Source organism: Streptomyces sp. NPDC043876 (assembly GCF_056435825.1).
The window spans coordinates 26,663-41,766 of sequence record NZ_JBWKDV010000010.1 but is presented as its reverse complement, the minus strand read 5'-3'; the positions used below and the strand labels follow the sequence as shown (position 1 = coordinate 41,766).

Genomic DNA, 15,104 nt, shown 5'->3' with positions numbered 1-15,104 from the left:
GGCCGCAGGGGTTCCCCGGGCGCCGCCTCCGGCCTCCGCACGTCCCCGGGTGGGCTAAATTTGAACCTTCGTGTGCCCGTACCTGTTGGGGAGAAAAAATGACGGAAGCGATCCTGCTGGTCGGTGGGCAGGGGACGCGACTGCGCCCCGTCACGGTGAACACCCCCAAGCCGATGGTTCCGGCCGCCGGTGTGCCGTTCCTCGCCCACCAGATAGCCAGGGCCGCCGACGCCGGTGTCACGCACATCGTGATGGCCACCTGCTACCTGGCCGAAGTGTTCGAGCCCTACTTCGGTGACGGTTCCGCTTTCGGTGTCCACCTCGAATACGTCGTCGAGGACGAGCCCCTCGGCACCGGTGGCGCGATCCGCAACGCCGCTCGGCTGCTGACCGGCGGCGCCGACGAGCCCGTCCTGGTCTTCAACGGCGACATCCTGACCGGCCTGGACATCCGCGGCCTGGTCGATTCCCACCGGGCCGCCGACGCGGACGTCTCCCTGCACCTGGTGCGGGTCGAGGACCCGCGCGCCTTCGGCCTGGTCCCCACCGACTCCGAGGGGCGGGTGCTGGCCTTCACCGAGAAGCCGCAGACCCCGGAGGAGATCGTCACCGACCAGATCAACGCCGGCTGCTACGTCTTCCGCCGTTCCGTCATCGACTCCATTCCGGCCGGTCGGCCGGTCTCCGTCGAGCGCGAGACCTTCCCCGGCCTCCTCGCCTCCGGCGCCAAGCTGTACGGCAAGACCGAGGACACCTACTGGCTGGACCTCGGCAAGCCCGAGTCCTTCGTCCAGGCATCCGCCGATCTCGTCCGCGGCGTCGTCCACTCCCCGGCCGTTCCCGGCCCGCGCGGCGAGGCGCTGGTCCTCCCCGGCGCCCGGGTGGCGGAGGACGCCAAGGTTGCGGGAGGTACCGTGGTGGGTGCCGGTGCCCGGATCGAATCGGGCGCCGTCGTACTGGGCTCCATCGTGCTGGACGGCGCCACCATCGGGCCGGACGCGCACGTGACCGCCAGTCTGATCGGTGCCGGCGCCGCCGTGGGCGCGCGCACGGTGCTGGACGGCGCCGTGATCGGCGACGGTGCGCTGGTGGGGGCTGACAACGAACTTCGTGCCGGGGTGCGGGTGTGGTGTGAGGCAGAGCTGCCTGACGCCGCCGTGCGCTTCTCCTCGGACCGGTGATTGCGGCCGGGTGCACGCGTACCGACCGACTTCAGTGAGGCATAACCCTGTGATAGGCGAGCAGAAGACTCCCCGCGAGAGCGCGGCCGCGGCCGCGACCGCTTCCACCACGCTGCCCGACGCGTGGGCGCACACCCCGCTGACCGTGGTCATGCCCACGTACAACGAGGCGGGCAACCTGCCGGGCATGGTCGAGCTGCTGATGGGCCTGGACCTGCCGGGTCTGCGCCTGCTGGTCGTCGACGACTCCTCGCCCGACGGCACCGGCAAGATCGCCGAAGACCTCGCCGAGGGGCACCTCGCCGAGGACGGCTCCCCGCGCATGTCGGTCCTGCACCGCACCACGAAGGACGGCCTCGGCCGCGCCTACGCCGCGGGCATGACCAAGGCCGTCGAGGACGGCGCCCACTACGTCCTCCAGATGGACGCCGACGGCTCGCATCCCTCCGGCAAGATCGCCGAGATGCTGGGTGTGGCCATGTCCACCGGTGCCGGGCTCGTCGTCGGCAGCCGCTACGTCCCCGGCGGCACCCTGTCCGACGCCTGGGGCGCCCACCGCAAGCTGCTCTCCCGCTGGGCCAACGCCTACGCGAGCACCATCCTGGGCACCCGCGTCCGCGACATCACGGGCGGCTTCAACATGTGGAGCGCCGAGGCGCTGCGCGCCATCGACCTCGCGTCGGTCGGCAGCGCGGGCTACAGCTTCCAGGTGGAGATGAAGTTCAAGGCGCTGCGCCGCGACTTCCAGGTCATGGAGGTGCCGATCCACTTCGAGGACCGCACCGTCGGCGAGTCCAAGATGAACCTCGCGGTCCAGCTGGAGTCCATCGCCATGCCGTGGAAGCTGCGCGCCCGCGCCGGCAAGCGCTGACCCGGTCGCACTCCGGACGCACTGCGTACGCAGCGAAGGGCCCGCGGACACCGTCCGCGGGCCCTTCGCCGTGTCCGGTCGGGCACGGGACTCTAGTTGGCCGTCACCGTGACCTTCTGGTCGTTCTGGATCTGCTTGACCAGCTGCTGCACCTTGGTCTTGTCCCAGATGAGGTTGCCGCCCCGCTCACCGGAGATCGGCATGTTCATCGAGACGCCGTCGCCGCCGCTGATGCCCTTCATCGCGAAGAACATCTCGCCCAGGTCGAACAGGCCCATGTCCTTGTCCACGATCAGGGTGTCCAGGCCCGCGCCCAGCGTCGGGTACAGCCGGAAGGGGTTCAGGACGGTGCCCGGCGTGGCCGCCTGGTGGGCCAGGGTCGACAGGAACTTCTGTTGGTTCTTGGTGCGCGCCAGGTCCGACTCGGCGAAGGCGTAGCGGGTGCGGACGAAGGCCAGGGCCTGCTGGCCGTTGAGGGTCTGCTCGCCCGCCTTGAAGTCGGCGCCGGACTTCTCGTCCTTGAAGCCCTTCTCGATGTTCATGTCGACGCCGCCGAGCGCGTCCACGATGTTCGCGAAGCCCGCGAAGCCGATCTCCGCGTAGTGGTCGATGCGCAGACCGGTGTTGAACTCCACCGTGCGCACCAGCAGTTCGGGCCCGTCGTCGGCGTACGCGGCGTTCAGCTTCTCCCGCTTGCCCTTGCCCGCGAACTTCTTGCCGGACTGCGAGCCGACGAAGGAGGGGATCTCCACGTCCGAGTCGCGCGGCAGCGAGACCATGGTGTTGCCGCTGGAGCAGGCCGCCAGGATCATCATCGAGTCGGTCCGCTTGCCCTCGGCCGAGCCGGTGTGCAGCTTCTTCTTGTCCTCGGCGGACAGGCCTTCGCGGCTGTCGGAACCGACGATGAGGTACGTCGTGCAGTCGCCCTCCTTGGGGCGCTCGATGACCTTGGAGAGGTCGACCTCCCGGCGCACCTTGGAGTCGGCCCAGAAGTAGGTGCCGACGGTGGTCACGACGAGCGCCGAGACCAGCACGATGGAGCCGATCTTGATCCGCTTGCGCCAGTCCGGGGCCGGTCCCGGGGCGCGGCCCGGCCGCCCGCCCGGCCCTCCGGGGCCGCCGGGGCCGTGGGGCGCGGGGGATCCGTAGACCTGCCCGGTGTTGTACCCGCTGTCGTAGCCGCCGTCGTACGACGGCTGCTGCTGGGGCGGTACGCCGTACCCGGGCGGCGCCTGCGCGGGGCGGCCCTGCTGGGGTACGGGGGGCTGCCGGCGCTGGACGTGCGGCAGGCGCTGGGCGTCCTCGGGACGCGCCTGGGCGCCGCCGCGTCCGTACCGGTCGTCGCGGTTCTCGTTCCGCCGCCCATCAGGCCAGTCATTCATGGGACAAGGATGCCTGGCAGCCGGGGGCGCGGGACAGGGCGGGCGGGGGATCGTACCGGTGCTGTTGCACAGCTGATGCATCCGCGACGGCTTTAAGGTGGCGGTATGACAGACACACCGGCCGTGCGGGACGAGCGGGGCGCGCAGACGCCCGGCAAGCCGATCTCGGCCTCGCGGACCACCCTCAGCCACATCATGACGGCCAACGACACCAATCTCCTCGGCACGGTGCACGGCGGCGTGATCATGAAGCTGGTGGACGACGCGGCGGGCGCCGTCGCCGGACGGCACTCCGGCGGCCCCGCGGTCACCGCCTCCATGGACGAGATGGCCTTCCTCGCGCCGGTCCGCGTCGGCGACCTCGTGCACGTGAAGGCGCAGTGCAACTGGACCGGCCGCTCCTCCATGGAGATCGGCGTACGGGTCCTGGCCGAGCGGTGGAACGAGTCGACCCCCGCCACCCAGGTCGGCAGCGCCTACCTCGTCTTCACCGCCGTCGACGCCGAGGGCAAGCCGCGCACCGTGCCGCCGGTGATCCCGGAGACCGACCAGGACCGGCGCCGCTACCAGGAGGCCGAGATCCGCCGCACCCACCGCCTCGCCCGCCGCCGGGCGATCATGGCGCTGCGCGAGGAGAGGACGGCCCAGGGCCTGGACGCCTGAGGCGGGCGGAACGGGGTGTTCCCGGTCACTTGGGCCGTGCACCGCCTGTGGGTCCGTGGCGGATCCCCGTAAAGTGTCGCGGACGTCCGCGGCTCGTCCGGCGGACCGGAACCCGGCTCTCCTGCCCTCCTGCCTACAGTCGGCCTCGCCGCGGAGTTGTCTTCACATGTCGACCGTCACACCGCCCCCGCCCCTGCGGGAGGCCGTTCCCGCCCCGCCGGACCGAGGCCCGAGGGGACCCCGGCGTCCCCGTCTCTACGTGCTCGACGGACTGCGCCTGATCGCGGCGCTCTCGGTGGTCGCCTTCCACTGGACCGGAGTCAACATCCACCCCGAGGTCTGGGGCCAGCGGGCCCAGACGGTGATGCCGACGGCCCACCGGTTCGGGGCCTACGGCTGGATGGGCGTCCAGCTGTTCTTCCTCATCAGCGGTTTCGTCATCTGCATGTCCTGCTGGGGGCGCTCGCCGCGGGACTACTTCACCTCCCGCGTGGTGCGCCTCTACCCCGCCTACTGGGTGGGCATCGTCATCACCACCCTCGTGGTGAACTTCGCGTCCACGGTCCGCGCCGCCCGCCGCCCGATGAGCCTCAGCGACGTGCTGACCAACCTCACGATGCTGGAACGCCCGCTCGGCGTCACCGAGGCGGACGGCGTCTACTGGACCCTCTGGATCGAGCTGCGCTTCTACCTGCTGTTCGCCGTCGTCGCGGTGATGGGCCTGACGTACCGCCGGGTGCTCGCCTTCTGCGGCATCTGGACGATCCTGGCCGTCATCACGCCCGGTACGGGCAGCAAGCTGATGGACACCGTCTTCATGCCGCAGGACGCCCCGTACTTCATCGCGGGCGTGGCCATGTACCTGATCTACCGCTTCGGCGTGAACCCGATGCTGCTCGGAGTGGTCGCCTTCTCCTGGCTGTTCGCGCAGAACCGGCTGCACATCACCGTCGGCTCCTACGAGTACGAGGTCCACCACACCCTGTCCTGGCCGGTCATGGCCGTCATCTCGGGCGCGAGCTTCCTGGTCATGCTCGCCGTCTCGATGGGCGCCCTCAACTGGATCCGCTGGAAGTGGCTGACGGTGGCGGGCGCGCTGACGTACCCCGTGTACCTGCTCCACCAGGAGCTGGGCTGGGCCATGATCCGCTGGGGCCGCGACCACGGCATCGCCCCGTACCCGCTGCTCGCGATGTGCCTGGCCGTGATCCTCTCGCTGGCCTGGCTCGTCCACCGGTACGCCGAACGCCCGCTGTCCGCGTGGCTCAAGCGGCTGCTGGACGGGGCCCGGGGCCTCCAGGGCGCGCTCCCGAAGAGCGACCCGCCGGTCCGGGCCCGCGCCTAGGGCGTGTTTTAAAAGTAGCGCCGGGCGCCCGGAGGGCGCGGGCCTGCGGCGTCTGGTGCCGTGCATCGCAAGGCGGAGGGGCGCCCGTGTACTGGAGTACTCGGGCGCCCCGACAACGCGGCGAGGTGCGGTGCCAGGCGTCGCAGGCCAGGCGGGACTTTTAAAACACGCCCTAGGGCTCCCCGGGGCGGCGGCGCCGCCCCGGGTTGGGCTCCGGCTCCACCCCTCACTTACTCTGGATCGTTGACCGATCCGGAAGGCCTGAGCAGATGACCACCAGCAGTACGGCCGTCGTGCCCGACACCGGCTCCGGACGGGAGCCGTCGGCCGCCGGACGGGCAGGGGCGGCCCGCGCGCCGCGCGCCTCCCGCTTCGACTGGGTGTGGGCGGCGCTGCTGACCTTCGCGGTCGCCACCATAGGCAGCGGCAACGCCCAGCCCTGGCGCGACGAGTTCGCCAGCTGGAACGCTGCCCTCCGCGACACCGACGACCTCCTCGGGATGCTCGGCCACGTCGACGCCGTCTCCGGTGCGTACTACCTGATCCTGCACGGCTGGGTCTCGGTCTTCGGCGACTCCGAGGCCATGCTGCGGATGCCGTCGGCCCTGGCCATGGCCGGGGCGGCGGCCTTCGTCGTCCTGACGGCCCGCCATCTCTTCGACCGACGCACCGCCGTCTTCGCCGGGCTGCTCTTCGCCCTGCTGCCGGCCGTCTCCAAGTACGGCCAGGAGGCCCGTTCCTACGCCTTCGTCGTCCTCGCGGTCGCCGCGGCCACCTGGCTGCTGCTGCGGGCGCTCGACCGGCCCACGGTGGCGCGCTGGCTGCCGTACTCCCTCGCGGTGGCCGCGGCGGGCCTCTTCCACGTGGTCTCCCTGCTCTTCCTGCTGCCCCACACGATGATCGTGGTGCTGCGCTGGTGGCGCGCCCGCGCCTGGCGGCTGCCCGTCACCTTCGCGGCCGCGGTCGTGGTCGGCCTGCTGCCGGTGATCCCGCTGGCGCTGCTGGGCCAGCGCCAGGTCGGCCGCCAGATCAGCTGGCTGAAGGTCCCGCACCTGCGCGGCATCGCGGACCTGTGGACCAACCTCTTCGCCTCCCCGCTGGTCGCCCTCGGCATGGTCGCGGCCGCGCTGCTGCCGCTGGCCTGGAGCCGCGGCCGGCGCCCCGCCGTCGAGATCGGTCTGGTGGCCGCCGTCCCGATCGCCGTCGCCTTCGTGATCTCGCAGGGCAGCACGTCGTACTTCCTGGACCGCTACCTGCTCTTCACGCTGCCCGCCTGGGTGGTGCTCGCCGCGGCCGGCCTGGCGGCGCTGCGCCCGCGGGTGGTCGGTGCGGCCGGTCTCGCCCTGCTGATCCTGCTCGGCGCCGCGGACCAGCGGCAGCTGCGGACGAAGTACGTGAAGGACCGCACCGACGGCCGGGCCGTGGCCGAGATCATCGGCAAGGACTACCGGCCCGGCGACGGCTTCGTCCCGGTCCGGGGCTCCGACCGCGTCTACATGATCGACTTCACGGTCGAGTACTACCTGCCCCCGCGGGTCCGGCTCAAGGACGTCTTCGCCCAGCGCTCCGCGGTCGCGAGCGACGACCTCTTCCCCGTCGAGTGCGACCGCCCGGTCGTCTGCCTGGACGGGACCCGGCGGGTGTGGGTCGTCACCTGGAGCGGTACGGCCAACCCGTACCACAAGCTTCCCGAGCCGCAGGAGAAGGCGCTCAAGGACCACTACAAGGTGGTCAGGACCACGAAGGCGGGCAACCTCCAGGTCAGCCTGGTCGAGCGGAACCGCTGACCGGGGGCCCGGCCTTGGCCCCGCCCTCCGCTCAGCCCCCGCACACCACCTGGTCGCCCGTCACCACGCCGAACTCGCCCTGGTAGGGGTCCTCGGCGCGGACCGGGACCACCTTCTTGTAGTCCGCGCCCGCCGTCACGATCAGGGTCCGCCCCTGGCCGGCCACCGCCCGCAGTTCGATGCCGGGCAGCGCCGCCGCCACCGTCCGCGCCGAGCGGTCCCAGCGCGGGTCGTAGGTGACCACCGTGCGCTTGACCTCGCGGCTGGCCGCGTTCCCGGGGGCGCGGGTGGTGTCGAAGCCGGTGGCCCGCAACGCCTCGTCGACGCGGCCGCCCATGCCGTCGATCCGGGTGCCGTTCTCCACCTGGATCCGGATCTGCTGGGGGGCCACGTCCACCGGTACGGCGGCCGGCGCCGCCGCCCGCCCCGGCGCGGCGGCCGGCCGGGCCGGGGCGAGCGGGCGGTCGTCGCGCAGCGCGGCGAACACCTTGGCGGCCTTCGGCCCGTCCCACTTGACCGTGTCGCCGAGGCCCTTCACCGGGAACGAGGCGTCGCCGACCGGTACGGACGCGAACTCGGAGGAGGACGGCGAGAAGCCCCGCATCGCCTGACCCAGCGCCAGCATCTGCTCGGAGCCGAAGCCCGGGTCGGCCCGCACCGAACCCAGCAGCGTCGAGCTGACCTGCTTGAACTGCACCGGGTTCAGCAGCATCCCGCCGTTGGCGGACTGCTTGATCAGCGCCGCGACGAACCGCTGCTGGCGCTGCATCCGGCCCAGGTCGGCGGCCCCGTCCACATGGCGCGAACGGACGTACTGCAGGGCCTGGCCGCCGGTCAGGCGGTGGGTGCCGGGCTGGAGGTCCAGGCCGGTGTAGGAGTCCCGCATCGTCTTGGCGGTGCAGATCTCCACCCCGCCGATCGCGTCGACCGTCTTCATGAAGCTGGTGAAGTCGACCTCCAGGTAGTGGTCGATCTTCACCCGGGTCATGTTCTCCACGGTGCGCACGGTCAGGTTGGGGCCGCCCTCCGCGTAGGCGGCGTTCAGCTTCACCGGGTGCGCGCGGTGGGTCTTGCCGGTCGCGGGGTCGGTGTGTTCGGGGATCTCGGCGTAGCTGTCGCGGGGCAGGCTCACCACGCTGGCCCGTCCCCGGTCGGCCGAGATGTGCACCAGCATGATCGTGTCGGTGCAGTGGCAGGGCGCCCCGCCCAGCTTGTAGTCGCGCTTCTGGTCGGAGCTGATCTTGTCCCGGCCATCGGTGCCGACGAGCAGGAAGTTCACGCCGTGCCCGGCCTGGGGGCGGTTCTTCATGTCCTTGAAGGGGTCCACCCGCTCGATCCCGGTGTCCAGGCCGGTCATCACCGCGTGGCCGATCGCCCCGGAGCCCAGGACCACCACCGAGACGGTCGCCGCCAGCCGCACGCCCCAGCGCGGCGGGTGAGGGCGCCGGGCGGGGCCGCCGCGCCGGGGGCGCTGCGGTGGTGCGGGACGGGGAGAGCGGTGCGGGTGGGGCACGGGGGACACGGGGGACACCTCCGCGGCGCAAAGCAGGGGGCAGATTCGCCAGAACAGTAGGCCCATACGATCAGCGACTGACCGTACCGATCGTCCGGCGCGCACCCGGTTCCCCCGTACGCGGTAACGTGACACCGATACCCGACCTTGAAGGACCACATGCCGACCCAGCAGCCCGCCGTCTCGGTGATCATGCCGGTGCTCAACGAGGAGCGCCATCTGCGCGACTCCGTCCGGCACATCCTGGGGCAGGACTATGCGGGCGAGATGGAGGTGGTGATCGCGCTCGGCCCGTCCACGGACCGGACCGACGAGATCGCCGCACAGCTCGTCAGCGAAGACCCGCGCGTCCACACCGTTCCGAACCCCACCGGCCGCACGCCCGCCGCCCTCAATGCCGCCATCAAGGCCTCGCGTCACCCGATCGTGGTACGGGTCGACGGGCACGGCATGCTCTCCCCGGACTACATCGCCACCGCCGTGCGGCTCCTGGAGGAGACCGGCGCGCAGAACGTCGGCGGCATCATGCACGCCGAGGGCGAGAACGCCTGGGAAGACGCCGTCGCCGCCGCGATGACCTCGAAGATCGGTGTCGGCAACGCGGCCTTCCACACCGGCGGCGAGGCGGGTCCCGCCGACACCGTCTACCTCGGCGTGTTCCGCCGCGAGGCGCTGGAGCGCGCGGGCGGCTACAACGTGGAGTTCATCCGCGCCCAGGACTGGGAGCTGAACTTCCGCATCCGCGAGGCCGGCGGACTGATCTGGTTCTCGCCCGAGCTGAAGGTCCAGTACCGCCCGCGGCCCTCCGTGCGGGCGCTGGCCAAGCAGTACAAGGACTACGGGCGCTGGCGCCGCGTGGTGGCCCGCTACCACGCCGGCTCGATCAACCTGCGCTACCTCGCCCCGCCGACCGCGCTCGTCGCGATCGCCGCGGGCGCGGTGGCGGGCGCGACGCTCACCCCCTGGGCCTTCGTGGTCCCGGCGGGCTACCTGGCCGCGATCACCGCGGGCTCCGTCCCGGCGGGCCGGGGGCTGTCGCCGAAGGCCCGGGTCCGGATCCCGGTCGCCCTGGCCACCATGCACATGTGCTGGGGCTTCGGCTTCCTGACCAGCCCGCGCTCGCTGGCGGCCAAGGTCATCGCGAGCCGCCGCCCGTCGGTGCGCGAGGACGCCCCGGCGGCGCCGTAGGACGCGCCCGCACCACACGACGCAGGGGCCCGGCGGATGCGATCCGCCGGGCCCCTGCGCCGTGTGGGAGCGGCTACCAGGTGAAGCCCTCCTGGATCGCCATGCACTCCTTGTCGTTGTCGCCGTTCAGCGGGCGCGCCGAGTCCGGGGCCTTGTTCAGGGCCGGGGGAGCGGCGGCCGGGGCGTCGCCCTTGCGCCAGTCCTTGCCCACGAACAGGGTGATCCCGGTGACGTCGGTGGAGCGCTGCACGGCGCCCGCGGGCAGGCCGAGCGCGGTGGCCACGGCCTGCGCGTCACCGGCCTGGTCCAGGCCCGCGTAGCGGATCACCGTGGTGTCCTCGCCGGCGACCTGGGTGTCGGACCGGGCCCGGGTGAAGCCCTTGCCCGCCAGCAGCGCGGTGACCTCGGTCGAGCGGCCCTTGACCATGGCGCTCTCGCCGTTCTTGCCGCCGGTCGCGTTGCGCACCAGGACCGGGATCTGGGCGGGCGGCGCGGCCGGGTCGGCGGCGGGCTGCGAGGGAGCGGGCGCCGCGGACGCGGCGGCCCCCGGCTGGCCCCTGCCGTCGAGGGCGACGTCGTCGCGGACCATCTTGAACAGTTCCTCGGCCTCGACCGGCTTCGGCTCGACCCGGCCCTCCTCGCGGGTGCTGTACACCCACGGCATGGTGGTCATCGTGATCCGGCCCGGGGGGACCTTCTTCAGTTCCATGCTGAGGTCGAACAGCTTGTCGATCTTGTTCAGCCCGGTGTCGACGACCATGGCCTTGATCGCCGCCTGCGCCAGGCTGTTCAGCTTCACCGGGTTGGTGAGCTTGGCGTTCTTGCGGAACTCGCGGGCCATGGAGTTCATGTACATGTGCTGGGCGTGCGTACGGCCGATGTCGGTGCCGTCCTCGAAGCCGTAGCGGGTGCGCAGCCACTGGAGGGCCTGCTCGCCCTGGATGACGTTCTCGCCCTTGGTCAGCTTCAGGCCCGAGCCGTGGCCCTCACTGGTGTGCGAGTACACGTTCTGCTGGACGCATACCGGGACGCCGCCGATGGCGTCCGCCATCGCGACCACGCCCTTGAAGTCGATCAGCATGAAGTGGTCGATCGGGATGCCGGTCAGCTCCTGCCAGGCCGCGACCGTGCAGCCGGGGCCGCCGCGGTTGAGGGACTCGTTGGTCTGCACGAGCCTCGTGCTGGCCTGGTAGACCTTGCCGTCCGTGTCGGTGCACTTCGGCATCTTGATCATCGTGTCGCGCGGCATCGAGACGACCGACATGTTCGTGCGGTCCGCGGACAGGTGCAGCAGCATCTGCACGTCCGCCAGCGGCGGCCCGTCGAAGGTGTCCCTGGCCCCGCCGAGGGCCTGGTTCTCCTTGTCGTTGCGCGCGTCGGAGCCGATGAGCAGGATGTTCAGGGGGATCTGGCCGAAGGCGTTCGGCTTGGACCCGCCGAGCTTGCTGTCGCCCAGGTTCAGCGCGTCCGTCTGGATGCTGCCGTTCATGTAGCGGTAGTACAGGTATCCGGCGCCGGCCGTCCCGAGTATGACGAAGGCCAGCACCGAGGCCACCCAGCGCAGCGCGCGTCTGCGGCCCCTGCGCGGCGGTCCCGACGGGCCGCGTCTGCGGCGGGCGCGTGCGCCCGGGCCGTCGCCGCCGGGGGTGTCGCCACCGGTGGCGTCGCCGCTCCCCGGGCCGCGCCGCCGACGGGGTACCGCGCCGGGCGCGTCACCGCTGCCGCCGGATATGCCGCCGGTGGCCCCGGAGGGCGCACCCTCCCCGCGCACGTTGCTGTGCGTCACACGTACCCCCCTCAAGATCCTGTTCGTCAGGCATTGTGCCGGTCATTGCTGTGGAGGTCCCCCGCGGGACCCGCCATCGGGCCCCGTGGGCCCCGTTATCGGGCGCAGACCGCCTTGTCGGCCTCGACCCGCTGGACGCCCTCCGGCGTCTGCTGCGGCGCCGTGAGCGACACCCCCGCCCCCTTGAAGTCCGCGCCGAGCGTGAGCTTCATCGGGGTCTTCGGCGGCGCGTCCGCCGTGCCGGGCTTCAGGGCCGCCGCGGGCAGGCCCATCATGTCGGCGAGCGCCCGGGCCTGGTCGGCCTGGTTGGGCGCGTACTCCAGCGTGGTCCGTTCGAGCTTCGCGGGCGCGTTGCCCAGGTTGCTCGACTTCTCCACGCCCTTGGAATTCTGCAGCCACGCCAAGGTGGTGGAGGCGGACCCCTGCGGCCCGCCGCCGTTGGCGACGTTCACCCGGACATCGGCGGCCGGCGCGCGGTTGCCCTGGAGCAGCGCGTCCTGCTTGTTCTTGGCGTCCGCCGCGGCGGCCTTCTCCTTCTGCTCCACGGCGGTCAGCGAGACGTCCCCGCGGATCATCTGGAGCAGCGGGTCGGCCTGCCCCGGATTGACCACCACGGTCGCCTTGACCCGCTCGGCCGGATTGTCGAGCACCGGCAGCGTGGTGAAGGTGACGTTCTTGGGGTTGATCCCCTTCAACTCCCCGGCCAGCGCGGTGAGCTGGGAGATGGAGCCCATGCCCTTGTCGACCTTGAGCGCCTTCGTGGCCGCCTCCGCGAGCGCGAACAGCTTCTTGGGGCTGCTCAGCGTGTCCTTCGACTTCATCTCGCGGATCATCGAACTCAGGAACTGCTGCTGGGTCTTGATCCGGTCCAGGTCGCTCTCGTTGCCGAAGGAATGCCGGGTACGGACGAAGGCGAGCGCCTGCTCCCCGTCGAGCCGGTGCTCGCCGGCCGACAGGTCCAGTTTCGAGTCCCGGTCCTTGACGGCCTTGTCCAGGCAGACCGGGACTCCGCCGACCGCGGTGCTCAGCGTCTTGACCGCGTTGAAGTCCGCCATCAGGAAGTGGTCGACCGGGATCCCGGTCAGCTCCTGCACCGTGCGCATGGTGCAGCCCGGGTCGCGGCCCTCCTGGCCGAGGCTCGTGTTGAAGCGCACCCCGCGCTCGGCGGGGATGGTCTTCGTCGAGCCGTCGCTCTGCCGCGTGGGGCAGCTGGGGATGTTGGTGATCAGGTCGCGCGGGATGGACAGCGCCGTGGCGTTCGTCCGGTCCTTGGACACGTGGAAGAGGAACGTGGTGTCCGCGTGCCCGGGGCTGTCGGAGTCGCCGTAGCCCTGGTTGCCGTCACCGGTCCGCTTGTCGGTGCCGATGATCAGGAGGTTGATCGGCTGGTCCTTCTGGAAGCCGTTGCGGCCCGCACCGAGGGTGTCGGTGGTCTGGATGTTGCCGTTCAGGTGGTCGTAGTACAGGTATCCCGCCAGCGAGCCGCCCACCAGCAGGAACGCCAGCGAGCCGCCGACGACGACCAGCCCCTTGCGCGGGCCGCGGCCGCCACCGCCGCCGGCCGCCTTGCGGCCGCCGCGCCGCCCGCTGCCGGAACCCTCGCCGCGCCGCGGTTTGGGGACCGCGGGGGAGGTGGCCGTCGGGGAGGTGGCCGTCGGGGAGGTGGCCGCGGGGACCGCGGCGGACCGGCCCGGGCGGGCGGAACGCTGCGCGGCGCGCTGGGCCGAGAAGGGTGCGCGGGCTCTTCGCGGGGAGGTCAGGGAAGGCTGCTGCGCAGCGGAGCGGTCCAGTCGCAGCTCGTAGTCGCCCGTTCGGGGGTCGATGACCCACTGGTCGGCGGGGTCGGCTTCATCTGCTCGCCCACGGCTGTGCGCATCCACGGTTGCTCGAATCCTCCGTCGGGTGCCTCGCGACGCGCCTCCCCCCAGGCGCCCGGTCAACGATCCGGCTGCTGGTGTGCGGTCTCTGGCCAGCCCGCGCACCGGATCGCTCACCTTATCCGCCCAGTTCGCCCTCAAACCATGCTGGTGACAAATTCCACCCCCCTTATAACCGGGCAATCCCCTCAACCCGCTCGGTTCGGACACCGGCTTTTGGGATTGCTTTACCGGCAGGTAGCCCTGCCCGCCGTCGTGCCCGTGAAGGTGGGGACGGGAGAGGCGCTCGCGCCGGTTCCCGTGCTCGGCGCCGGCGTCCCGCCGCCCTCGGCCGCCCCCTCGCCCGCGGCCCGTTCCCGCTGATCAGCCGGGGCGGGCGGGACCACGGTGACGGGCCGGTCCGTCCGCAGCTGACGGAAGAGCCGGGCCGCCTCCGGCTCGGCCAGTTCGTCCCGGTTCGGGTCGGCGCCGTAGGGCTTGCGGGGTACGGTCAGGAAGTTGATCCGGTCGGTGGGTATGTCCCGTATGCCGCGCACCAGTTCGTACAGCCCGCGCAGCGAGGCGAGCCCCGGGTCCGTGGTCACCGAGGACGTCGCCGCGTCCAGCAGCGGGTAGAGCCGGCCCGGATTGAGCAACACCCCGTCGCTCTGCACCTTCTTGACCAGCGATCCGAGGAACTCCTGCTGGCGGGCCATCCGTTCGGTGTCGCTGCCGTCGCCCAGGCTGTGCCGCGCGCGGACGAACCCGAGCGCCTGCTCACCCTGGAGGACCTGCCGCCCGGCGGGCAGTTTCAGCCGGGCCTCGGGGTCGTCGATCGGCTCCTTGAGGCAGACCTCGACCCCGCCGACCGCGCCGACCACCCTCTTGAACCCGCCGAAGTCCACCACCACGTGGTGGTCGACCCGGATGCCGGTCAGCTTCTCGACCGTACGGACCGTGCAGCCGGCCCCGCCCCACTCGAAGGCCCAGTTGAACTGGGCGAGCTGCTCCGTGGTGCGCGTCCCGTCCGGTTTCAGACAGCTCGGCACGGTCGTCATCAGGTCCCGCGGCAGCGACACCGCCGTCGCGCTGCGCCGGTCCGCGGGCAGGTGCAGCAGGATCGCGGTGTCCGAGCGCTGGGTGCCGCGGTCGTGCCCGTACTTCGCGTTCTCCTTGCCGGAGCGCGAGTCGGAGCCGATCAGCAGGATGTTCTGCGCGCCGTCCACGACGTGCACGGGGCGCTCGCGGTCGTAGCGGCGCAGCTCCGCGGCGGCGGAGGTGTCCGCCTTGATGTTGCCTTCCAGCTTGCGGTAGACCCACCAGCCGGTGGCGGCCCCCGCCAGGACCAGCAGCACCAGCCCGAGGCCGATCCAGCGCAGCAGCCGGCGGCGCCGGCGCGGGGGCGGCGTCGCGCCCGTCTCCGCACCGGTGTCCCCGGGTATGCCTGCGCCGTCGGTCACGTCCGTGTCCGTCCCTCACCGCTGGGCGACGGCCGCTCAGGGGTGGGTACGCGGCCTACGCCGATCCTGCCC

General features: G+C 71.7%; 11 protein-coding genes. 6 read left to right on the top strand and 5 right to left on the bottom strand.

The features are described 5' to 3' along the window. Positions 1-98 precede the first annotated feature (98 nt). The gene (gene manB / locus AC0693_RS28145; RefSeq protein ID WP_356409915.1) at positions 99-1,181 is read left to right on the top strand and encodes a mannose-1-phosphate guanylyltransferase; all 1,083 of its coding nucleotides are present in this window, start codon (positions 99-101) and stop codon (positions 1,179-1,181) included. A gap of 49 nt (positions 1,182-1,230) precedes the next feature. Next, entirely contained in the window at positions 1,231-2,052 is an 822-nt protein-coding gene (locus tag AC0693_RS28140) for a polyprenol monophosphomannose synthase (protein WP_478803208.1), read from the top strand. 92 nt (positions 2,053-2,144) lie between these two features. Here AC0693_RS28140 and AC0693_RS28135 read toward each other — a convergent pair whose 3' ends face one another. Then, positions 2,145-3,434 (bottom strand): LCP family protein, encoded by a 1,290-nt coding sequence (locus AC0693_RS28135; RefSeq protein WP_478803207.1) that lies wholly within the window; start codon positions 3,432-3,434, stop codon positions 2,145-2,147. A 105-nt stretch (positions 3,435-3,539) separates the two neighbouring features. Here AC0693_RS28135 and AC0693_RS28130 point away from each other — a divergent pair, with 105 nt between their 5' ends. From AC0693_RS28130 to AC0693_RS28120, 3 genes are all read left to right on the top strand, one after another. Further along, positions 3,540-4,097 (top strand): acyl-CoA thioesterase, encoded by a 558-nt coding sequence (locus tag AC0693_RS28130; RefSeq protein ID WP_356409924.1) that lies wholly within the window; start codon positions 3,540-3,542, stop codon positions 4,095-4,097. Positions 4,098-4,356: 259 nt separating this feature from the next. Next, complete coding sequence (locus AC0693_RS28125; RefSeq protein ID WP_478803206.1) at positions 4,357-5,442, top strand: acyltransferase family protein; 1,086 nt, start codon at positions 4,357-4,359, stop codon at positions 5,440-5,442. 269 nt (positions 5,443-5,711) lie between these two features. Continuing rightward, positions 5,712-7,229, top strand: coding sequence for a glycosyltransferase family 39 protein (locus tag AC0693_RS28120; protein WP_478803205.1), 1,518 nt, complete (start codon positions 5,712-5,714; stop codon positions 7,227-7,229). Between the two features lie 31 nt (positions 7,230-7,260). Here AC0693_RS28120 and AC0693_RS28115 read toward each other — a convergent pair whose 3' ends face one another. Further along, on the bottom strand, positions 7,261-8,742 hold the full coding sequence (locus tag AC0693_RS28115) for an LCP family protein (protein ID WP_478803332.1): 1,482 nt from the start codon (positions 8,740-8,742) through the stop codon (positions 7,261-7,263). A 159-nt stretch (positions 8,743-8,901) separates the two neighbouring features. Here AC0693_RS28115 and AC0693_RS28110 point away from each other — a divergent pair, with 159 nt between their 5' ends. Further along, positions 8,902-9,930: a glycosyltransferase family 2 protein gene (locus tag AC0693_RS28110; protein WP_478803204.1), complete on the top strand. Its 1,029-nt coding sequence runs from the start codon at positions 8,902-8,904 to the stop codon at positions 9,928-9,930. 73 nt (positions 9,931-10,003) lie between these two features. Here the strand turns inward: AC0693_RS28110 and AC0693_RS28105 are convergent, their stop codons facing one another. The 3 genes from AC0693_RS28105 to AC0693_RS28095 all read right to left on the bottom strand — a co-directional run bounded on the left by AC0693_RS28105 (position 10,004) and on the right by AC0693_RS28095 (position 15,032). After that, positions 10,004-11,716, bottom strand: a complete 1,713-nt coding sequence (locus AC0693_RS28105) for an LCP family protein (RefSeq protein WP_478803203.1) — start codon at positions 11,714-11,716, stop codon at positions 10,004-10,006. Between the two features lie 95 nt (positions 11,717-11,811). Further along, positions 11,812-13,596, bottom strand: a complete 1,785-nt coding sequence (locus tag AC0693_RS28100; RefSeq protein ID WP_478803202.1) for an LCP family protein — start codon at positions 13,594-13,596, stop codon at positions 11,812-11,814. A 224-nt stretch (positions 13,597-13,820) separates the two neighbouring features. Continuing rightward, the gene (locus tag AC0693_RS28095) at positions 13,821-15,032 is read right to left on the bottom strand and encodes an LCP family protein (protein WP_469319680.1); all 1,212 of its coding nucleotides are present in this window, start codon (positions 15,030-15,032) and stop codon (positions 13,821-13,823) included. Between the last annotated feature and the right edge of the window lie 72 nt (positions 15,033-15,104).